This window comes from Agrobacterium sp. M50-1, assembly GCF_049843495.1.
Classification (GTDB): domain Bacteria; phylum Pseudomonadota; class Alphaproteobacteria; order Rhizobiales; family Rhizobiaceae; genus Agrobacterium; species Agrobacterium radiobacter.
On sequence record NZ_JBBHZH010000004.1, the window covers coordinates 310675 to 329853 of the forward strand.

22 protein-coding genes are annotated in these 19179 nt (G+C 64.1%); 21 read left to right on the top strand and 1 reads right to left on the bottom strand.

Features of this window, described 5'->3' with window-relative positions:
* Window positions 1–16 precede the first annotated feature (16 nt).
* From WDZ78_RS11990 to WDZ78_RS12005, 4 genes are all read left to right on the top strand, one after another.
* Window positions 17–1285, top strand: coding sequence for a phage major capsid protein (locus WDZ78_RS11990; protein ID WP_425673126.1), 1269 nt, complete (start codon window positions 17–19; stop codon window positions 1283–1285).
* Between the two features lie 188 nt (window positions 1286–1473).
* Window positions 1474–2043 (top strand): head-tail connector protein, encoded by a 570-nt coding sequence (locus WDZ78_RS11995; protein ID WP_425673127.1) that lies wholly within the window; start codon window positions 1474–1476, stop codon window positions 2041–2043.
* 3 nt (window positions 2044–2046) lie between these two features.
* Window positions 2047–2382 (top strand): phage head closure protein, encoded by a 336-nt coding sequence (locus tag WDZ78_RS12000; protein WP_425673128.1) that lies wholly within the window; start codon window positions 2047–2049, stop codon window positions 2380–2382.
* Entirely contained in the window at window positions 2379–2774 is a 396-nt protein-coding gene (locus tag WDZ78_RS12005) for a DUF3168 domain-containing protein (protein ID WP_425673129.1), read from the top strand. Before WDZ78_RS12000 ends, WDZ78_RS12005 begins: the two co-directional genes overlap by 4 nt.
* A gap of 7 nt (window positions 2775–2781) precedes the next feature.
* Here the strand turns inward: WDZ78_RS12005 and WDZ78_RS12010 are convergent, their stop codons facing one another.
* On the bottom strand, window positions 2782–3981 hold the full coding sequence (locus tag WDZ78_RS12010) for an MFS transporter (RefSeq protein ID WP_425673130.1): 1200 nt from the start codon (window positions 3979–3981) through the stop codon (window positions 2782–2784).
* A gap of 90 nt (window positions 3982–4071) precedes the next feature.
* On the opposite strand from WDZ78_RS12010, the gene WDZ78_RS12015 reads away from it, so the two are divergent.
* The 17 genes from WDZ78_RS12015 to WDZ78_RS12095 all read left to right on the top strand — a co-directional run bounded on the left by WDZ78_RS12015 (window position 4072) and on the right by WDZ78_RS12095 (window position 19118).
* Window positions 4072–4479, top strand: coding sequence for a phage major tail protein, TP901-1 family (locus WDZ78_RS12015; protein ID WP_425673131.1), 408 nt, complete (start codon window positions 4072–4074; stop codon window positions 4477–4479).
* On the top strand, window positions 4479–4838 hold the full coding sequence (locus WDZ78_RS12020; protein ID WP_425673132.1) for a gene transfer agent family protein: 360 nt from the start codon (window positions 4479–4481) through the stop codon (window positions 4836–4838). The genes WDZ78_RS12015 and WDZ78_RS12020 overlap by 1 nt, the downstream gene beginning before the upstream one ends.
* Window positions 4835–5044 carry a rcc01693 family protein gene (locus WDZ78_RS12025; RefSeq protein WP_020009706.1) on the top strand — a complete coding sequence of 70 codons (210 nt, stop codon included), beginning with the start codon at window positions 4835–4837 and terminating at the stop codon, window positions 5042–5044. The genes WDZ78_RS12020 and WDZ78_RS12025 overlap by 4 nt, the downstream gene beginning before the upstream one ends.
* A 68-nt stretch (window positions 5045–5112) precedes the next feature.
* A complete protein-coding gene (locus WDZ78_RS12030; protein WP_425673133.1) occupies window positions 5113–5694 on the top strand; it encodes a phage tail tape measure protein in 582 nt (193 codons plus the stop codon).
* A 48-nt stretch (window positions 5695–5742) separates the two neighbouring features.
* The gene (locus tag WDZ78_RS12035; protein ID WP_425673134.1) at window positions 5743–6381 is read left to right on the top strand and encodes a phage distal tail protein, Rcc01695 family; all 639 of its coding nucleotides are present in this window, start codon (window positions 5743–5745) and stop codon (window positions 6379–6381) included.
* Window positions 6378–7262, top strand: coding sequence for a DUF2163 domain-containing protein (locus WDZ78_RS12040; protein ID WP_425673135.1), 885 nt, complete (start codon window positions 6378–6380; stop codon window positions 7260–7262). The genes WDZ78_RS12035 and WDZ78_RS12040 overlap by 4 nt, the downstream gene beginning before the upstream one ends.
* Entirely contained in the window at window positions 7259–7693 is a 435-nt protein-coding gene (locus WDZ78_RS12045) for an NlpC/P60 family protein (protein WP_425673136.1), read from the top strand. The genes WDZ78_RS12040 and WDZ78_RS12045 overlap by 4 nt, the downstream gene beginning before the upstream one ends.
* A 17-nt stretch (window positions 7694–7710) precedes the next feature.
* A complete protein-coding gene (locus tag WDZ78_RS12050; protein WP_425673137.1) occupies window positions 7711–11511 on the top strand; it encodes a baseplate multidomain protein megatron in 3801 nt (1266 codons plus the stop codon).
* A gap of 34 nt (window positions 11512–11545) precedes the next feature.
* Window positions 11546–11752: a hypothetical protein gene (locus WDZ78_RS12055; RefSeq protein WP_425673138.1), complete on the top strand. Its 207-nt coding sequence runs from the start codon at window positions 11546–11548 to the stop codon at window positions 11750–11752.
* Window positions 11753–11889: 137 nt separating this feature from the next.
* The gene (locus WDZ78_RS12060; RefSeq protein WP_003497070.1) at window positions 11890–12144 is read left to right on the top strand and encodes a hypothetical protein; all 255 of its coding nucleotides are present in this window, start codon (window positions 11890–11892) and stop codon (window positions 12142–12144) included.
* Between the two features lie 93 nt (window positions 12145–12237).
* A complete protein-coding gene (locus WDZ78_RS12065) occupies window positions 12238–12909 on the top strand; it encodes a response regulator transcription factor (protein WP_003509815.1) in 672 nt (223 codons plus the stop codon).
* Window positions 12899–14299 (top strand): ATP-binding protein, encoded by a 1401-nt coding sequence (locus WDZ78_RS12070; protein WP_425673139.1) that lies wholly within the window; start codon window positions 12899–12901, stop codon window positions 14297–14299. Before WDZ78_RS12065 ends, WDZ78_RS12070 begins: the two co-directional genes overlap by 11 nt.
* 105 nt (window positions 14300–14404) lie before the next feature.
* The gene (locus WDZ78_RS12075; protein WP_031233662.1) at window positions 14405–14833 is read left to right on the top strand and encodes a membrane protein; all 429 of its coding nucleotides are present in this window, start codon (window positions 14405–14407) and stop codon (window positions 14831–14833) included.
* 160 nt (window positions 14834–14993) lie between these two features.
* Window positions 14994–16157 carry a c-type cytochrome biogenesis protein CcmI gene (gene ccmI / locus WDZ78_RS12080; protein WP_425673140.1) on the top strand — a complete coding sequence of 388 codons (1164 nt, stop codon included), beginning with the start codon at window positions 14994–14996 and terminating at the stop codon, window positions 16155–16157.
* Window positions 16154–16666, top strand: coding sequence for a cytochrome c maturation protein CcmE (ccmE, locus tag WDZ78_RS12085; protein ID WP_020009717.1), 513 nt, complete (start codon window positions 16154–16156; stop codon window positions 16664–16666). The genes ccmI and ccmE overlap by 4 nt, the downstream gene beginning before the upstream one ends.
* The gene (locus WDZ78_RS12090; protein ID WP_425673141.1) at window positions 16663–18654 is read left to right on the top strand and encodes a heme lyase CcmF/NrfE family subunit; all 1992 of its coding nucleotides are present in this window, start codon (window positions 16663–16665) and stop codon (window positions 18652–18654) included. Before ccmE ends, WDZ78_RS12090 begins: the two co-directional genes overlap by 4 nt.
* A complete protein-coding gene (locus WDZ78_RS12095) occupies window positions 18651–19118 on the top strand; it encodes a cytochrome c-type biogenesis protein (protein ID WP_020009719.1) in 468 nt (155 codons plus the stop codon). The genes WDZ78_RS12090 and WDZ78_RS12095 overlap by 4 nt, the downstream gene beginning before the upstream one ends.
* The last annotated feature ends 61 nt before the right edge of the window (window positions 19119–19179 follow it).

The window sequence follows — 19179 nt, forward strand, 5'->3', positions numbered from 1 at the left end:
CCCACAAGGAAACGACATGACAGACCAGATGACGAAACCGGCCCCGATGACCGTCGCGCCGCAGGTGAAGGCCGTGCCCGATACGGTGACCGCCGCCTTCGATGAGTTCATGGAGGCCTTCGAGGCCTTCCGCGAAACCAACGACCAGCGGCTTGCCGATATCGAGCGCAAGATGGGGGCAGATGTCGTGACCCGCGACAAGCTCGACCGTATCGACAGGGCGCTCGACGACAACCGCCGGATCATGGACGATCTGGCGCTGAAAAAGGCGCGCCCCGCGCTTGGCCGCAAGGACGCGCTTTCCCACGATGCCGAGGAGCACAAGGCCGCTTTCGAGGCCTATATCCGCCGCGGTGAGGAAGGCGCGCTGCGCGATCTGGAGGCGAAGGCTTTTGCCGGCTCGACCGGAGCCGATGGCGGCTTCCTGCTGCCGAGCGAGACGGATGGCGAGATCGGCCGGCGCATGACGGCGATTTCGCCGATCCGCGCACTGGCAACCGTGCGGCAGGTTTCCGCCGCCGTGCTGAAGAAACCCTTCTCGCCCGGCGGCATGACGACCGGCTGGGTCTCCGAAACGGCGGCGCGCCCGCAGACGGCAACGCCGCAGCTTGCCGAGCTTTCCTTCCCGACGATGGAGCTTTACGCCATGCCGGCGGCCACGCAGGGCCTGCTGGATGACGCCGCAGTCGATATCGAGGCCTGGATCGCCTCCGAGGTGGACATCGCTTTCGCCGAACAGGAGGCCGCCGCTTTCATCGCCGGCGACGGCGCCAGCAAGCCCAAGGGTTTCCTCTCCTACACCACCGTTGCCAATGATGGCTGGAGCTGGGGCAACATCGGTTATGTCGCGACAGGCGTTTCGGCCGGCTTTGCTTCCGCCGGGCCGATGGATGTGCTGCTCGACGCCGTTTATGCGCTGAAGGCCGGCCACCGCCAGAACGGCGCCTTCCTGATGAACCGCAAGACGCAAGGGGCGCTGCGCCGCTTCAAGGATACGAGCGGCGCCTATCTGTGGCACCCGCCCGCCGCCGCCGGCCAGCCGGCCTCGCTGATGGGCTTTCCGGTGACGGAGGCGGAGGACATGCCGAATGTGGCAGCCAACAGCTTTGCCATCGCATTTGGCGATTTCCGCGCCGGCTATCTCGTCGTCGACCGTACCGGCGTGCGCATCCTGCGCGATCCCTATTCGGCCAAACCCTATGTGCTGTTCTACACCACCAAGCGTGTGGGCGGCGGCGTGCAGAATTTCGAGGCGATCAAGCTGGTGAAATTCGGGGTGAATTGATCGCCGACCTTGCGGCCCTTTCTTCTCCCCGTCGGGGAGAAGATGCCCGAAGGGCAGATGAGGGGGCAACGTTGCTGAATATCTCTACCCTTGCCCCCTCATCCCGCTGCCGCGGACTTCTCCCCGGCGGGGAGAAGAAACAAGCGGTGCCCGCTCGCTAATGCGACTACCTTTCTTCCGGAGACCCCATGACCTATGCCCTCATTCATCCGCCGCAGGCGGAGCCGCTGACGCTTGCCGAGGTCAAGGCGCATCTGCGTCTCGACAGCGGCGACGAGGATACGCTTCTTGCCGCAATCATCCGCACCGCCCGCGAGCATCTGGAACGCACGACAGGGCTTTGCCTCCTCCGTCAGACCTGGCGGCTTTATCTTGACCGGTGGCCGCAGGCGGGCGTGATTCTGATTGGCAGGACACCGGTGCAAGCCATCGAAACGATTCTGGTTTTTGACGGTGATGGGCGTGCGGCAGACATCACCGCCGGTGAGAAATTGCTCGACGGCGCGGCGCGGCCGGCAAGGCTGTGGCTGCGCAATCCGCCGGCCCCCGGCCGGACGATGAACGGTATCGAGATCGATTTCATTGCCGGTTACGGCGAGGCGGGAACGGACGTGCCCGACACGCTGAAACGCGCCATGCTGATGCATGTGGCGCAGATGTTCGCCTTTCGCGGCGCAGTCGCCCCGGAAAACCAGCCCGCGGCCGTTCCCGCCGGCTACGAGCGGCTGGTGGCGCCCTTCTGCCGTCTGGGGCTTTGAGACATGAACCTTGTTTTTCTCGATCCCGGCAAGCTGACGGCGCGGCTGGAGCTGGAAGTGCGGACCGAAACGCCGGACGGGCAGGGTGGTGCAGCGGAAAGCTGGGATTTCCTGCGGTCGCTCTGGGCCGCGATTGAACCCGTTTCGGAGGCGTCCCATGAAAGGGCCTCGGCCGAGGGCGTGACGATCACCCACCGTGTCTGGCTGGCTTACCGTGCAGACATCATTGCAGGCATGCGCTTTCGCAAGGGCCGCCGCATTCTGGCCATCCGGGCCGTGATGGACCCCGACGAGACACGTCGCTTCATCGTCTGCCGCTGCGAGGAGGAAAGCCGATGAGCGCCGCAAACCGGCTTCTCCAGGCGATTTTCGCGCGGCTGACGGGCGATGCTGTGCTGACGGCGCTCATCCCCGGCGGTATCGTCGACCGGCTTCTGCCGCGCGCGGTTCTGCCTTGCATCGTTATCGATGATCTCGAAAGCAGGGATTATTCGACCGCCACGGAAAAGGCCGAGGAGCATTTCCTGTCGCTGCAGATCTGGAGCGATGCCAATGGCCGCAAGGGTGCGGGAGAGATCGCCGCTCGTGTCATGAGCCTGCTCGATGATGCGGCGCTGCCGATTGCCGGGGTCTCTCTCGTCAATCTGCATCTTCTCTCCAGCCGCTCGCGGCGCGAGGCGAAGACCCGGAATTTCATCATCGAGATGCGTTTCAGGGCGGTGACGGAGTAGTGACGTTTCAGGCGTTCTGCCTGCGCACGGTTTTCCACAGGACGATCAGGAGCACAAACGAAATGGCGATCAGCACGGCGGCGACGCCAAGCATGGCCGCCACCCCGCCGCGATCCAGCGCCAGCGTGAAAATAACAGGTGCAACGGCAATGGCGAGGTTCTGCGGCAGGGAGATACGCGCGGCCTGAAGACCATATTCTTCCGGGGAAAATACCGCCAGCGGCAGCACGGCCCGGCTGACGGTGAGCACACCGGCGCCGAAACCGAAAAAAATGATGAAACCGATGAAGGCCGGCATGGCCGGGGCAAAGCCAAGCAACAGCAGCAGCGACAGCAGCAGAAGACAGAAGCCGATCATGGCGGTGAGGAAGGGGCTGCCGCGTTTCCCAAGCAGGAAATCCAGCCCGCGCGCCGTAATTGCCAGCAGGCTGCGCGCCGATGCCAGCTGCACGGCAAGCGATTGCGTTGCGCCCGCCTGGACGAGCAGCAGCGGCAGCAGCGGTGACAGGCCGAAGGTTGTAAAGGCGCTGATCGTCGTCATGGCCGCCAGAAGCAGGAAGGCGCGGCGTGTATCGACCGGCGAGGGCGAAAGCGCGTCGGCTTTCTGCCGTGTTGCTTCCTTGCGGGCCGGACGGCCGGGAAGGACGAAGAGGTAGAGCGGCAGAAGCACGAAGAGCTGCAGACAGGCATAGAGCAGAAGTGTGCCGCGCCAGCCGAGATGCTGTTCCACAAGCGCGGTGACGGGCAGGAAAACCGCCCCCGAAAGCCCGGTAAACAGCATCAGAAGCGTCAGCAGCCGGCCGCTTTCCGCGCCCACACGCTCCACCACGGCGGTATGGGCAGCCGTCGTCAAGCCGCAGGTTGCGGCCAAACCCATCACGCCCCAGCCGAAAAGATAGCTCGTGACACCGCCCGAAAAGGCGAGCACGGCAAAACCGGCGGCAAAGAGGAATGAGCCGGCCACCAGCACGGGCGCCGCGCCGCGACGGACGAGCATTCTTCCCAGCAGCGGGCCGCAAAGCGCGCTGATCAGCATCATGATGGTGAGGCCGGCAAAAACGATCTCGTTGCCGATCGCCAGTTCGCCGCCGATCCGTGGCGCCAGAATGGCCAGCATGTCGAAACCGGAACCCCAGCTGATGATCTGCCCAAGCGCCAGCACGCCGATAAGGCGCACGCGGGACGTCATGGAGGCGGCGTCGGACATGGTGAGATCGCGGGGTGCGAGGTGCGGGAAACCATTTGGTAGCAGGCCCGCCGCACCCCCGCAACCGCAATTGAAACGAAAGGAAACAACATGGTGGCGCAGAAAGGCAAGGACCTGCTGCTGAAGATCGACAATGCCGGCACCTTTGCGACCGTGGCGGGGCTCAGAACAAAACGGCTGGCCTTCAATGCGCAGGCCGTCGACGTGACGGATGCCGAAAGCGCCGGGCGCTGGCGCGAGCTTCTCGCCGGCGCGGGTGTGCAGCGGGCATCGCTCACGGCCTCCGGCATCTTCAAGGACCAGGCGAGCGATGCGCTGGTGCGCGGCGCATTTTTTGCAGGCGGCATTCCCGGCTGGCAGATCGTCATTCCCGATTTCGGTGTCATTGCCGGACCGTTCCAGATCGTCGCGCTCGAATATTCCGGCCGCCACGATGGCGAAGTGCAATTCGAGATCGCGCTGGAATCGGCCGGTCTTCTCTCATTCGGAGCGCTGTGATGCCGCAAGGGTTGCGTTACGGGCGGGCGAACCGCCATCGCGGCGAGATAGAAGCGCTGATAGACGGTGAAAGGCGCATCCTGTGCCTGACGCTCGGGGCTCTCGCCGAACTCGAAACCGCCTTTGAAGCCGATGACCTCACCGCGCTCGCCCAACGTTTCGCGAGCGGGCGCATGAAGGCGGCGGACATGATCCGGGTGATCGGCGCGGGCCTGCGCGGCGCGGGCAACGTCTTTTCCGACGAGGATGTGGCCGCCGCCACGGTGGAAGGCGGCATTGCCGGCCATGCCGCGATCGTCGCCGATCTTCTGACCGCGACTTTCGGCGGTTTGAAAGGCGGGACGACGCCGGACCCTTGAATGCCGCAGCAGGCGAAGCGACGTCGCGCCCATTCCCCTGGGACGCGGTGATCCATACCGGCCTCTTCCTGCTGCGGCTTTCCCCGGAAACCTTCTGGCTGATGACCCCGAGGGAATTTTTCGCGATGACGGGCGGCAACGCCGTTTCGCGCGGTCCTGACCGTCAGGCGATGGAGAGGATGATGCGGCGGTTTCCGGATGGCTGAGTTGATCTCAAAAACGAATGACATTTCAAAATTTTGCGGCTCCGGTTTGAATCAGAAAGGCAAGCGCGATGGCGGGCGAAAGATCGATTGAGGAGAGCCGCGAGGAGGCGGAGGCGCTCTCGGAGGTGATGGGTGATCTCGAGCGGCGTTCCGAGCGGTTCGGTGCGGCCTTGACCACGGCCCTGCAGGCGGCGGCGACCGGCGGCAAGGGGCTGGACGATGTGTTGCGCGGGTTGGGACAGCGGCTGTCCGGCATGGCGCTTTCGGCCGGGCTGAAGCCGCTGGAGAGCATGATCGGCGATGCCGTCGGCGGGCTCTTGAACGGCGGCGGTTCGCTGTTCGCCTTTGCGGATGGCGGGGTGCCGGGGCGCAGCATCACGCCTTTTGCCGATGGCGGCGTGGTCTCCAGCCCTGCCTTTTTCCCGATGGGCGGCGGGCTTGGCCTGATGGGTGAGGCGGGGGCGGAAGCGATTTTGCCGTTGAAGCGCGGTTCCGACGGCGCCCTCGGCGTTGCCGCACCTGCGGGCGGCGGCGGGGCGCAGATCGTGTTTAACGTGACGGCGGCGGATGCTGGGAGTTTCCGGAAAAGCGAAGGCCAGATCGCCGCCATGCTGGCGCGCAGCGTCGGGCGCGGCCAGCGCGGATTGTGACGCGCGCTCACCTTCCCAGACCATTGAAAAGAATCCAGGAACAACGACATGGCGGCATTTCATGAAGTGCGCTTTCCGCTGCGGCTTGCGCTCGGCGTCAGCGGCGGGCCGGTGAGGCGGACGGATATCGTCAACCTGTCCAATGGCCGCGAGAGCCGTAACCAGCGCTGGAGGAACGCCAGGCGCAGCTATGACGCCGGATCCGGGATCCGCTCCGTCACCGATCTCTATGAGGTGCTCGCCTTTTTCGAGGCGCGGCGCGGCGAGCTTTACGGCTTTCGTTTTCGCGATCCCGTGGATTTCAAATCCTGCCCGCCGGGAGAGACGCCCGCCGTGACCGATCAGAGGATCGGCACCGGCGACGGAGTGGCGGCGGGCTTTCAGTTGCTGAAGACCTATGCCGATGCCGGCGGCTCCTTCACGCGGCGGATAGAAAAACCGGTCGAAGGTTCGGTCATTGTTTCGGTCGAGGGGGTGAAGGCGGAAGCGGCCGCTATCTCGGTCGATCACACGACCGGCATGGTGACCTTCCGGGCGGGGCGCCTGCCGCCTGCCGGCGCCGCGATCCGCGCCGGTTTCGAATTCGACGTGCCGGTCCGTTTCGCGATCGACCGTATCGACGTGAACCTGACCGCTTTCGAGGCGGGCCGCATTCCCTCCATTCCACTGATGGAAATATCGCCATGAAAACCATTCCCGCCGCCCTTGCCGAGCATCTCAAGGGAGATGCGACGACCACATGCCATTGCTGGAAGGTGACATTGAAGGATGGCGCGGTGATCGGTTTTACCGATCACGACGAGACGATCGTGTTCGGCGGTACGTCCTATCTTGCCGCCAGCGGCTTTTCGGCCAGCGATAGCGACAGTGAAACGGGGCTGGGCGCCAGTGCCGGGGAGGTGGCGGGCGGTTTTTCGAGTGAGGCAATTGCGGAAGACGATCTGGCCGCCGGGCGTTTCGATGGTGCCAGGGTGGCGCTTTTCCTCGTCAATTGGCAGGCGACGGACCAGCGTATGCTGCTGAACATGCGCGAGATTGGCGAGGTGACACGGGCGGGAGGGTCGTTTCGCGCCGAGCTGCGCAGCCTTGCCCATCGCCTCGGCCAGCCGCAGGGCAGGGTCTATGGGCGGCGCTGCGATGCGGCGCTCGGGGACAGGCGTTGCGGTGTCGATCTGGAGCCGTTTACCGGCCGTGGCGGCGTTGTGGCGGTGGATGCCTCGGGTGGCCTGCTGGTCTCCGGGCTCGATGTTTTCGCCGATGGTTTCTTCAGCCGGGGAAAGCTGCGCTTTATGGCTGGCCCGCTCGCCGGCAGGAATTTCGACCTCGACGGCCACGAGCGGCGTGACGGCGGCGTGCATCTGTCCTTCTGGCTGCCGCCGGAACGGCTGCCTTCGCCGGGAGATAGGTTTTCCGTCACAGCCGGCTGCGACAAGAGTTTCGCCACCTGCCGGGTAAAATTCGCCAATCATCTGAATTTTAGGGGCTTCCCGCATCTGCCGGGGGCGGATTTCGCCTATTCCTATGCGAGCGGCGGTGAGAGCCATGACGGTGGGGCGCTGTTTCCATGAGTGATACCGGTGCAAGAGTGCTGGTGCTGGCGCAAGACTGGATCGGCACGCCCTATCGGCATCAGGCCTCGTTGAAGGGTGTCGGCTGCGATTGCCTTGGCCTCGTCAGGGGCATCTGGCGCGGCATTTACGGCCACGAACCGGAATTGCCGCCGCCCTATGCGCCCGATTGGGCCGAACGCGGCGGCGAGGACAGGCTGATGGCGGCGGCAAGACGCCATTTTCCGGCGGTGTCGGGCATGGAAGAGGCAAGGCCGGGAGACCTGCTGCTGTTTCGCTGGCGGGCCGATGCGGCTGCCAAACATCTCGGCATTCTGGCCGGGCCGCAGCATTTCATCCATGCCTATGAACAGGCGGCGGTGGTGCGTTCGGCGCTGGCGCCGGGCTGGAGGCGGCGCATCGCCGGTATCTTCCGTTTTCCCGATCCCTGAAATTTTTCGAGGCGAGCATGGCGACAATCGTTTTTCAGGCGGCGGGTGCGGCGCTCGGCGGTATTTTCGGCCCTTTGGGTGCAGTGATCGGCCGGGCGGCCGGGGCGCTGGCGGGCAACGCCATCGACCGCACCCTTCTTTCGAACGGGCGGACGGCAACGGGCGCACGGCTTTCGACGGCGCGCATTCCGGGGGCGGATGAAGGCGCGGCGATCAGCCGGCTTTATGGTGCGGCAAGGATCGGCGGCACGTTGATCTGGGCGACGCGTTTTGAAGAAAGCGTCGAGGTGCAGCGCCGTGGCGGCAAGGGCAACCGTGGCCCGAAGGTCGAAACCTTTCGTTATTTTGCCAACGTCGCCATCGGCCTGTGCGAAGGTGAGGCGGCCATGGTGCGGCGTGTCTGGGCCGATGGGCGGGAGTTGGACCTGAGCGCCATCGAGATGCGTTTTTATCCCGGCAGCGAGACGCAATTGCCCGATCCGTTGATCGAGGCGAAGCAGGGGGCGGGCAACGCGCCGGCCTTTCGCGGACTGGCCTATGTCGTTTTCGAACGCCTGCCGCTCGATAGTTATGGCAACCGCATTCCGCTGATGCAGTTCGAAGTGGTGCGGCCTGTCGGACGGCTGGAAAAAGCCATTCGCGCCATTACCGTCATCCCTGGCGCAACGGAGCAGGGCTACACCACCGTGCAGGTTTCCGAACGAACGGGCATCGGCCAAAGCCGCATCATGAACCGTAATGGTTTGACCGCCGCGACGGACTGGCAGGCGGCAATCGACGAATTGCAGGCGCTCTGCCCCGCGCTTGAGAGCGTGGCGCTGGTGGTGAGCTGGTTCGGCACGGATATGCGGGCGGGTGAATGCCGCATTCTGCCCGGCGTGGAGGTGGCAGGCCGGGATGGGGAAACGATGCCATGGTCCGTCGCCGGCCTTTCGCGCGGCGCGGCGCATCTCGTCAGCCATCACGGCGGCGGTCCCGCCTATGGCGGTACACCCAACGACGAAAGCGTGTTGCAGGCCATCGCCGATCTCAAGGCGCGGGGTTTGCGAGTGTGCCTTTATCCCTTCGTGATGATGGATGTTCCCGTCGGCAACGGTCTTCCCGACCCCTATGGCAAAAGCGAGCAGGACGCTTATGCCTGGCGCGGGCGCATCACCTGCTTTCCCGCACCCGGCAGGGCCGGTTCTGCCGATCGCAGTGCGGGCGCGCGGACGCAGGTTTCCGCCTTCTGCAACCGCGATGAAGGTTACCGTCGCATGGTGCTGCATTATGCGGCGCTGGCGGTGCAGGCGGGCGGGGTGGACGCCTTCCTGATCGGCTCGGAACTGCGCGGGCTGACGGCGCTGAGAGACGAGAATGATGCCTTTCCCTTTGTCGAGGAACTGGTGCGGCTTGCGGGCGATGTGCGGGCCATGATGGGGCCGGCGGTGAAGCTGACCTATGCGGCGGACTGGAGCGAATATTTCGGTCATCAGCCAGCAGATGGTTCGGGCGACGTGTTCTTCCATCTCGACCCGCTCTGGGCGAGCCCTGATATCAATGCTGTTGGTATCGACAATTACATGCCGCTCTCCGACTGGCGTGACGAGGATGCCGCGAACGGCAATCCCGATGGCATGACCGGCCCGGATGATGCCGCCGCATTCCGTTATGCCGTCACGGCAGGCGAGGGCTTCGACTGGTGTTATGCAAACGATGCCGACCGTGCGGCGCGGCAGCGCACGCCAATAGCCGACGGACTGAAGGGCAAGTCATGGGTGTTCCGCTACAAGGATATCAGGAACTGGTGGGGCAACCTCCATCACGACCGGGTGCGGGGCGTGGAGAAATTCACGCCGACCGCATGGGTACCGGGCTCGAAGCCGATCTGGTTCACCGAACTCGGCTGCCCGGCGGTGGACAAGAGCGCGACACGCCCCAATGTCTTTCCCGATCCGAAATCGGCGGAAAACGCCTTTCCCTATTTCTCCCGCCGAAGCCGCGCCGACAGCCAGCAGCGGCGGTTTCTGGAGGCGCATCTCGACCATTGGCGCAAGGCCGATGCAGCGATGATCGATGCAGACAGGATCTATCTGTGGACCTGGGACGCACGGCCTTTTCCCGCCTTTCCACAGAACGGCGCGGCATGGAGCGATGGGGCGAACTGGCGCACCGGCCACTGGCTGAATGGCCGGCTGGGAACGGCAACGCTTGCCGATACCATCGCCGCCATCCTCGCCGATCACGGCTTTTCCGACTTCGACGTGTCCGCCGTCAGCGGCGATCTGGGAGGTTATGTGCAGGGCGACGTGACCTCGGCCCGCAATCTTCTCGAGCCGCTGATGGCGGCGTTCCAGGTGGATGTGGCGGACGATGGCGGAACCCTGCGCTTCCGCTCCCGCAACACCGCGGTTTTGCCGGTCCGCGATATTGCCGTGCTCGCCGATCTGGAGGATGAGCCGCTCTGGTCGGAAAATCGCGGCCATGACAGCGATTTCGCCGCCGAGGCCGTGCTGACGTCTTTCAACCCCGCCTTCGATTACGAGCAGGGGAGTGCAAGGTCCCGCCGCATCGACAATGCCGGCAGCAGGGTCATGCGGCTTGATCTCAACGCCGCCCTGCCTGCGGAAACGGCGGAAGCGGCGGTCGAGGCGCTGTTGCGTGACAACCGGCAGGCGCGGCGCAGCCTGCGCTTTGCCCTGCCGCCTTCCGAAATCACCCTTGAACCGGGTGATTGCATCCGCCTGCCGGACGGCGCCTTTCCGCAGGCCCCTTCCGGGCGATTTCTGGTCAGCCGCATTGAGGACGGCGCGGTGCGGCAGGTGGAGGCGCGGGCCTTTTCCGCCGCCTTTTCGGTTTTCGCTGGTGGTGCGGAGGAACGGCGCAGCAAAGGCGCAAGCGGTGCGGAAGGGTTCGCGCCCGAGGTACTGTTTCTCGATCTGCCCTACCATGACGGCGTCGCCCCGGAGGATTCGGCGCGGATTGCCGCCCTCGCAAAGCCCTGGCGGCCCATCATCATTTCCGCGTCGCCGGGTATGGAGGCTTACCGGCAGCGGGTGCTGCTTGAGCGGCCGGCGATGATCGGCGCGCTGGCAATGCCGCTGATATCAGGCTCTTCCGGCCGTTTCGACCGGAAAAACACCGTCGTCGTCAATCTGCCCTTCGGCGAGGTGTCATCGGCCGCGGAGCTTTCGGTGCTGAACGGCGAGAACCGTCTCGCCATCAAGGCCGCAAACGGCGTGTGGGAAATTGTCGCCTTCGCAAAGGCCGAAGAAATCGCACCCTCGCGCTGGCGGCTCTCCTCTCTCCTGCGGGGACTGGCCGGCACGGAAGACGCACTGGCCGCAGGCGCGCCAAAAGGTGCGCCGGTGGTGGTTCTGGATCAGGCGGTGCAGCCGCTGGGTCTTGCCGCGAGCGAGCGCGGACGACGCCTGAACTGGATCGCGGAGGCTGTGGGAATGGCGGGCGCTATGAGCGGGCCTTTTGCCTTCGAGGGAGGCTTGCGGGCGCTGACGCCGCTCGCGCCGGTCCATCTTACCGCCGAACGGCGCGGGGATGGCGTGCTGTTCAGGTGGAAACGGCGGGGCCGGGTGGAGGCCGACGTCTGGGATGCGAGCGAGATCCCGTTGGACGAGCCCTTCGAGCTTTATCGCGTCGAGGTGCTGGACGGCGAGACGGTAAGGCGCATGGCGGAGGTTTCAGAACCCGCCTGGTTTTACCCCGCCACAGACGAACTCACAGATTTCCCGGCATTGCGGGATCACATTTCCGTGCGTGTCCGCCAGCTCGGCCGCGCGGTGCCCTCGGGCGTGGCGGCCAAGGCCGTTCTGCCGATCTGACATGTGCCTGAAAAACAACGCAAAGGATGAGATTATGGACAGTACCAAAGAATGGTATCAATCGCGCACCATCTGGGGTGCTCTGGTCGCGGTTTTCGCACCGCTTTTCAACATTGCCGGCCTTGAACTGCCTGCCGGTCTGCAAGGAGAACTTGCGGACGGGCTGGTGACGGTCGCGGGCGGAATTGGCGGCCTGATCGCACTTTACGGCCGCCTTTCGGCGACCCGCGCCATTCGCTGACAGCACGCGTAAAGACGCCGCTCCCGTGTCACGCCCTTGCGGCGGGGGCGGCATTCATTTGCCATTCAGACGCTTTGCGCTACATATTCGGTCACAATACGGTTCGAGACGCACCCGGTTTTTTGGAAGTTTGTGCAATGGCATCACCTCTCATCATCGCGACGCTTGCAGCCGGGCTTTCCGGTTTCACGGCGCCCGAGGCTGATCTGCAGGGCCATTACATACTGGCGGCGAGCGACTGCGGCGCAGCCGTTGCCCGCGTCGTGCGCGAAACCGGTGGTCAGCTGCTTTCGGTCTATCCCTCCGGCGACGGTCAGTCCTGCGTCGTCACCGTTCTCGTCCAGGGCAATGGCGAGCGCCCGCGCAAGGTGACAATGCGCGTGCCGATGTAGCTTGCCCGCATCGCCGAAATATCGGAAAACAATCCGACACATCTAGCATGACCGGCCACGCGCGCGGGCCGGGACGGAAGGAAAGGGCTGATAATGCGTATTCTCGTTGTTGAGGACGATGCCAATCTCAATCGTCAGCTGACCGACGCGCTGAAAGAAGCCGGTTATGTTGTCGATCAGGCGTTCGACGGCGAGGAAGGCCATTATCTCGGCGATACCGAGCCCTATGACGCCATCGTTCTCGATATCGGCCTGCCGCAGCTCGACGGTATTACCGTCGTCGAAAAATGGCGTGCGGCCGGCAAGGCCATGCCCGTTCTCATCCTCACCGCCCGCGACCGCTGGAGCGACAAGGTCGCCGGCATCGACGCCGGCGCCGATGACTACGTCACCAAGCCTTTCCATGTCGAAGAGGTTCTCGCCCGCGTGCGCGCGCTCATCCGCCGCGCCGCCGGCCACGCCTCCTCCGAACTCGTCTGCGGCCCGGTCCGGCTCGACACCAAATCCTCCAAGGCGACCGTCAACGGCACGACGCTGAAGCTCACCTCGCACGAGTTCCGGCTGCTGTCCTATCTCATGCACCACATGGGCGAGGTCGTGTCGCGCACGGAGTTGGTCGAACATATGTACGATCAGGATTTCGACCGCGATTCCAATACGATCGAGGTGTTTGTCGGACGTCTGCGCAAGAAGCTCGGGGTTGATCTGATCGAGACGATCCGTGGTCTCGGTTACCGGATGCAAGCGCCGGCAGATGCGAAGTAATTCTCTCACCGCCCGCGTTCTGCTGCTCGCCTCGCTCTGGTCGGTGCTGGCGCTGGTGGTGATCGCCGTCGTGATCTCGACGCTTTACCGGCAGGGGGTGGAGCGCAGCTTCACCGATCTTCTCAGGGCGCAGCTTTATAACGTCATCAATTCCGTGACGATTTCCAACGAGAATACGCTGGCCGGCAGCCCGCAGCTCGGCGATCTGCGCTTTTCGCAACCCGATACCGGCTGGTACTGGGTTGTCGAGCCGCTCGGGAATTTTCAGACCGCGCCGCTTGTCTCCTCGTCGCTCGGCGTCTCCACCCTGCCGGTGCCGAGCATTCTCGATGCGCCCTTCGACAACCGCTATGAGCGCTTTTATGCCGTGACCGACGAGGCCGGCAATCAGGTGCGCGTGGCGGAAACCGAAGTCGTGCTGGATGGCGAGGGCCGTGCCGCGCGTTTCCGCGTTTCCGGCAATCTGAACGTCGTGGAAGACGACGTGCGGGATTTCTCCAACAGCCTCTATCTGGCGCTCGCCGTCTTTGGTGTGGGCAGTCTCGTCGTCAACGGTCTTGCCATCCTTTACAGTCTGCGGCCGCTCGATCAGGCCCGCGTGGCGCTCGGCAAGATCAGGGGCGGGGAGGCGGAAAGCCTCGAAGGTGAATTCCCGCGCGAAATCCAGCCGCTGGCCAATGAAGTCAATGCGCTGATCGACAGCAACCGCCGCCTCGTGGAGCGGGCCCGCATGCAGGTCGGCAATCTCGCGCATTCGCTGAAGACGCCGATCGCCGTTCTTCTGAACGAGGCGCGCACGCTGGACCCGCAGCATGGCGATCTGGTACGGGCGCAGGCGGACGCCATGCAGGCGCAGGTGCAATCCTATCTCTCCCGCGCCCGTATCGCCGCGCAACGCGGCTCTATCCTTGCCCGTGTGGAAGCGGAACCGGCGCTGGAACGGCTGGTGCGAGTGATGCGCCGCCTGAACCCCGACAAGCAGTTCCTCCTGAATTTCGAGCAGCCCGGAGCCGTGCTTGGCATGGAGCAGCAGGATCTGGAAGAGGTCGTCGGCAATCTTCTGGAAAATGCCGCGCGTTTTGCGCAGACGCGCGTGGTCATCACGCTTGCGACCGGCACGCACCCATCCTCCGACGCCGAAATCGCCCGTCGCTCCTGGGTGGAGCTGACTGTCGAGGATGACGGGCCGGGGCTGGAGCCGGGACAGATCAGCGAAGCGATGAAGCGCGGCAGGCGGCTGGACGAGAGCCGGCCGGGCACGGGTCTCGGATTGTCGATCGTTTCCGAGGTGGTGTCAGAGTACCATGGCCGCTTTTCGCTGTCGCGCAGCGCCATCGGCGGCCTGAAAGCCGATCTGATTTTGCCGGGCCTTTCGAAAGAGCTTGCGTGAGGCAAGAAAAAAGGCAAGAAATTCAATGCCGGTATATTAGGTGCAATGCGGTAGGAAAGAGGACAGGGTTTGGTTGACGTGTATGATGGCTGCCGCTCCGTGACAATGCGTTCGCTGGTGTCACGCCCGGCACTTCTCTCGATCCTGTGCGTATCGATGCTGAGCGCCTGCACCACTACGGGCACCCGCCCGGCGGGCGGCGGCCTGTTTGGCCGCTCTGCGCAGCCCTCGACGCCCTTTCTTGCCAATCTGGAAGGCGGCATTGTCGGGCGAAGCGGCGTTGAGCTTGACAGGGGTGACCAGACCAAGGCGCTGGAAGCCGAATATAAGGCGCTGGAAACAGCCCCGGTCGGCACGCCTGTCACCTGGACGGGCGATGACGCCAAGGGCCAGGTGGTCGCCAATGCGCCCTATCAGGTCGGCAATCAGAATTGCCGGCAATATTCGCATACCTTGACGGTCGACGGACGGGAAACCAGGGCGCGCGGTGCAGCCTGCCGCAATGCCGATGGAAGCTGGTCGCCGCTGACGTAACCAGTTTGACGTAAATCAAGGTCACGGGCCTTTTGCGATGACAAGAAGAGGCATAGCGGTGCAGCCGGGAGATGGCCTGCGGTGCGGCGTGATGTCTCAAATTCGCGTCATCCCCGCGCTTCATGTTTCCATGTGCCGCGCATTCGAGTAATTGAGCCTTATGTTCTGGATTGTCGTTGCGATATTGACGGCGGCTGTTGCCATCGTCCTGATGTACCCGCTGATGCGGAAGACCGAGGCGCCGCAGACGCGCCGCGACGGTGAGGTTGCCGTTTATCGCGACCAGCTGGCCGAGCTGGACCGCGAACGCGCCGCCGGCCTGATCGGGCAAACCGAAGCGGACTATGCCCGCGCCGAAATCGGCCGCCGGCTTCTCGCTGCCGCCGAGACGGAAGAGCAGCCCGGCAGAGAGGCGCGTCCGCTGCGGCACAATCTCGCCGCCAGCCTCATCACCATTCTCTTACCCGCACTCGGCCTCTGTCTTTACATCTGGAACGGCAGTCCGGAGGTGCCGGACATGCCGCTCGAGGCACGTCTTGAAAAGCCCGGCAACGACATGAACCTGCTGGTCGCGCGGGCCGAAAGGCATCTGGCGCAGAACCCGGATGACGGTGCGGGCTGGGACATTCTTGCGCCGATCTATTTCAAGACATTGCGGCTTGGCGACGCCGAGCTTGCCTATCGCAATGCGCTTCGTATTCTGGGGCCGAGCGCCGAACGATTGACCGGCCTTGGCGAAACGCTGGTTGCCGGCAATGACGGTATCGTCATCGAGGCCGCGCGCGATGCGTTTGCGCAGGCCGAAAAGCTGAAACCCGGCAATCCGCGCGCCCGCTTCTATCTGGCGCTCTCGCTGGAACAGGCGGGCAAGGCGGAGGAAGCACGCGCGGCCTTTGCAGCGCTGGCGGCCGATGCGCCGGCCGGCGCGCCGTGGCTGCCGCTGGTTCAAGAGCATATCGCCCGCACCGGCGGCGCGGCGACCCCCGCCGCACCCGGCCCGACGGCGCAGGATATGGCGGCGGCCAACGACATGACGGCTTCCGACCGGCAGGCGATGATCGAAGGCATGGTGTCGAGCCTCGATGCAAAGCTCAAGGAAAACCCCGCCGATTTTGAAGGCTGGATGCGGCTTGTACGCGCCTATTCGGTGCTGAAGAACGAAGCCAAGGCCGGAGAGGCCCTGCGGGCGGGGCTGAAGGCTTTTCCGCCGGAGGGTGAGCAGGGCAGGCAGCTTCTGGCGCTGGCGAAGGAACTTGGCGTTTCCGCCGGGCCGATCCGCGCGAACGGGCAACAGGATGCTGCGCCGCAGGGAGTGACGCAATGACCCGCAAACAGAAACGTCTCGCGATCATCGGCGGCGGCATGAGCTTCATCGTTGCAGCCGTGCTGCTCGTCATGTTCGCCTTCGGCCAGTCGATTGCCTATTTCTACATGCCGGCCGATCTGGAAAAGACGCCCGTCAACCCCGGCACCCGCATCCGCCTTGGCGGGCTGGTGGCGGAAGGCTCGATCAAGCGCGGCGAGGGCCGCACGGTGAGCTTTACCGTTACGGATGGCGAGGCCAATGTGCCGGTCAGCTATACAGGCATCCTGCCCGATCTTTTTCGCGAAGGGCAGGGCGTGGTGACCGAAGGCATGTTCGATGCCGCCACTCACGGCTTCGTGGCCGACAGTGTGCTGGCCAAGCACGACGAGAACTACATGCCGAAGGAAGTGGCAGACCGGCTGAAGGACAAGGGCCTGTGGCAGCATGGCGGAGAGGGTGAGGAACCCGCCGCCGCGACGCCGTCGGCCAGTGCTGCTTCGCCCGACAAGACCGGAGCAACCAAATGATCAACGAGATCGGCCATTACGTTCTGGTTCTGGCGCTTGGGGTGGGGTTGATCGTTTCCACGCTGCCGGTCATCGGCGCGCGCCGCAACGACCGGGCGCTGATGGATGTCGCCTCGCTCGGCTCGGTCCTGATGTTCCTGCTCGTTGGTTTTTCCTTCGCAGCGCTGACGCGGGCCTATGCCGTCTCGGATTTTTCCGTGCGCAACGTCTGGGAAAACTCCCATTCGCTGATGCCGATGATCTACAAGCTGACCGGTGTCTGGGGCAACCATGAAGGCTCCATGCTGTTGTGGCTGCTCATTCTGGTGTTTTTCAGCGCGCTCGTCGCCGCCTTCGGCCGCAACCTGCCGGAAACGCTGAAAGCCAATGTTCTTGCGGTGCAGGCATGGATTTCGGTCGCCTTCCTGCTGTTCATCCTGCTCACCTCCAACCCGTTCCTGCGGCTGGAGCCGGTTCCCGCCGAGGGGCAGGACCTCAATCCCATTCTTCAGGATTTCGGCCTCGCCATCCATCCGCCGCTGCTTTACCTCGGTTATGTCGGCTTTTCCGTCTGCTTTTCCTTTGCGGTTGCCGCGTTGCTGGAGGGACGCATCGATGCCGCCTGGGCGCGATGGGTTCGCCCGTGGACACTCGCCGCATGGACCTTCCTGACCGCCGGCATCTCCATGGGTTCCTACTGGGCCTATTATGAACTCGGCTGGGGCGGCTGGTGGTTCTGGGATCCGGTGGAAAACGCCTCCTTCATGCCGTGGCTTGCCGGAACCGCGCTGCTTCATTCGGCGCTTGTCATGGAAAAGCGCGAGGCGCTGAAAATCTGGACCGTGCTTCTGGCGATCATGACCTTTTCGCTGTCGCTGCTCGGCACCTTCCTCGTCCGCTCGGGCGTTCTGACCTCCGTCCACGCCTTCGCCACCGATCCGAGCCGAGGCATCTTCATTCTCGGCATTCTCACGATCTTCATCGGCGGCGCCTTCGCGCTCTTTGCATGGCGCGCTCCCTCGCTGAAGGCCGGGGGGCTGTTTGCGCCGATTTCGCGTGAGGGGGCGCTGGTTCTCAACAACCTCATCCTCACCGTGTCCACGGCAACCGTGCTGATAGGGACGCTTTACCCGCTCATTCTCGAAACCCTGACGGGCGAAAAAATCTCGGTCGGTGCGCCTTTCTTCAACCTCACCTTCGGCCTCCTGATGATCCCGATCCTGATCGTCACGCCCTTTGGCCCGATGCTGGCCTGGAAGCGCGGCGATCTGCTCGGCGCATTCCAGCGGCTTTATGTGGCGGCTGCGCTTGCCGCTCTCGCGGGTCTGACGCTCTGGTACATCGAAAATGGCGGCCCGGTGCTGGCCGCACTCGGCATCGCTGCGGGCTTCTGGCTGATCTTCGGGGCGCTTGCCGATCTCTGGTATCGCGCCAATTTCGGCAAGCTGGCCTTCGGCATCGCATTTCGCCGCCTCAAAGGCCTGCCGCGTTCGGCCTTCGGCACGGCGCTGGCGCATATGGGGCTCGGCATCACCGTGCTCGGCATCGTCATCGTCACCACTTTCGAGACGGAAACGGTGCTGGAGATGAAAGAGGGCATGGTGGCGGAAGCGGGCGGCTACAGCCTCACCTTCGACGGCATCCGCCACGCCGTCGGCCCGAACTTCACCGAGGATCGCGGCCATTTCACCATCCGCAAGGCGGGTGTCGAAGTGGCCGATGTGTGGTCCTCCAAGCGGCTCTATACCGCGCGGCGCATGCCGACGACGGAAGCGGGTATCCTGACCTTCGGCCTCAGCCAGCTTTATGTCTCGCTCGGCGATCCCATGACCGATGGCGGCATGGTGGTGCGCATCTGGTGGAAACCCTTCATCCTGTGCATCTGGGGCGGCACGCTGTTCATGATGGCGGGCGGTTTCATCTCGCTCTCGGACAGGCGTTTGCGGGTGGGCGCGCCGACCCGCAAGGCGAAGCCGGTGCGGGCCGCCATGCCGGAGGCGGCGGAATGAGGGAGTTTGTGGCAGCGCTCGGGCTTCTTCTCACCCTCATCTTCGCTGCGGCCTCTCCAGCCTTCGCGTTCAACCCCGACGAAGTCCTCAAAGACCCGGTGCTGGAACAGCGCGCCCGCAATCTCACGTCTCAACTGCGCTGCATGGTCTGCCAGAACCAGTCGATCGACGACAGCAATGCCGAACTGGCGCGCGATCTGCGGGTCCTGGTGCGCGAGCGGCTGGTTCAAGGCGACAGCGACAAGGCCGTTATCGATTACGTCGTGTCGCGCTACGGCGAGTTCGTGCTCCTGAAACCGCGTCTCAGCCTTCGCACCGTGCTTTTGTGGGGCGCGCCGATCGGCCTCACCCTTGCGGGAATTTTCGCCGTCTTCGTGTTTTCCCGCCGCCGCGCAAGCCAGGAACAGCCACAGAAACTGAGCGCGGACGAAGAAGAGCGAATCCGCAATCTCATTGAAAAATAACCGGTTTCCATTTCCGTCCCCGGTTCTTTTTCAACATTACGGATTTTTCATTCGTCAGACA

Bases quoted from the DNA above. Each gene is read 5' to 3' on its own strand.
- WDZ78_RS11990 (WP_425673126.1), top strand. From the start codon at position 17: ATGACAGACCAGATGACGAAACCGGCCCCGATGACCGTCGCGCCGCAG.
- WDZ78_RS11995 (WP_425673127.1), top strand. From the start codon at position 1,474: ATGACCTATGCCCTCATTCATCCGCCGCAGGCGGAGCCGCTGACGCTT.
- WDZ78_RS12000 (WP_425673128.1), top strand. From the start codon at position 2,047: ATGAACCTTGTTTTTCTCGATCCCGGCAAGCTGACGGCGCGGCTGGAG.
- WDZ78_RS12005 (WP_425673129.1), top strand. From the start codon at position 2,379: ATGAGCGCCGCAAACCGGCTTCTCCAGGCGATTTTCGCGCGGCTGACG.
- WDZ78_RS12010 (WP_425673130.1), bottom strand. From the start codon at position 3,981: ATGTCCGACGCCGCCTCCATGACGTCCCGCGTGCGCCTTATCGGCGTG.
- WDZ78_RS12015 (WP_425673131.1), top strand. From the start codon at position 4,072: ATGGTGGCGCAGAAAGGCAAGGACCTGCTGCTGAAGATCGACAATGCC.
- WDZ78_RS12020 (WP_425673132.1), top strand. From the start codon at position 4,479: ATGCCGCAAGGGTTGCGTTACGGGCGGGCGAACCGCCATCGCGGCGAG.
- WDZ78_RS12030 (WP_425673133.1), top strand. From the start codon at position 5,113: ATGGCGGGCGAAAGATCGATTGAGGAGAGCCGCGAGGAGGCGGAGGCG.
- WDZ78_RS12035 (WP_425673134.1), top strand. From the start codon at position 5,743: ATGGCGGCATTTCATGAAGTGCGCTTTCCGCTGCGGCTTGCGCTCGGC.
- WDZ78_RS12040 (WP_425673135.1), top strand. From the start codon at position 6,378: ATGAAAACCATTCCCGCCGCCCTTGCCGAGCATCTCAAGGGAGATGCG.
- WDZ78_RS12045 (WP_425673136.1), top strand. From the start codon at position 7,259: ATGAGTGATACCGGTGCAAGAGTGCTGGTGCTGGCGCAAGACTGGATC.
- WDZ78_RS12050 (WP_425673137.1), top strand. From the start codon at position 7,711: ATGGCGACAATCGTTTTTCAGGCGGCGGGTGCGGCGCTCGGCGGTATT.
- WDZ78_RS12055 (WP_425673138.1), top strand. From the start codon at position 11,546: ATGGACAGTACCAAAGAATGGTATCAATCGCGCACCATCTGGGGTGCT.
- WDZ78_RS12060 (WP_003497070.1), top strand. From the start codon at position 11,890: ATGGCATCACCTCTCATCATCGCGACGCTTGCAGCCGGGCTTTCCGGT.
- WDZ78_RS12065 (WP_003509815.1), top strand. From the start codon at position 12,238: ATGCGTATTCTCGTTGTTGAGGACGATGCCAATCTCAATCGTCAGCTG.
- WDZ78_RS12070 (WP_425673139.1), top strand. From the start codon at position 12,899: ATGCGAAGTAATTCTCTCACCGCCCGCGTTCTGCTGCTCGCCTCGCTC.
- WDZ78_RS12075 (WP_031233662.1), top strand. From the start codon at position 14,405: ATGCGTTCGCTGGTGTCACGCCCGGCACTTCTCTCGATCCTGTGCGTA.
- ccmI (WP_425673140.1), top strand. From the start codon at position 14,994: ATGTTCTGGATTGTCGTTGCGATATTGACGGCGGCTGTTGCCATCGTC.
- ccmE (WP_020009717.1), top strand. From the start codon at position 16,154: ATGACCCGCAAACAGAAACGTCTCGCGATCATCGGCGGCGGCATGAGC.
- WDZ78_RS12090 (WP_425673141.1), top strand. From the start codon at position 16,663: ATGATCAACGAGATCGGCCATTACGTTCTGGTTCTGGCGCTTGGGGTG.
- WDZ78_RS12095 (WP_020009719.1), top strand. From the start codon at position 18,651: ATGAGGGAGTTTGTGGCAGCGCTCGGGCTTCTTCTCACCCTCATCTTC.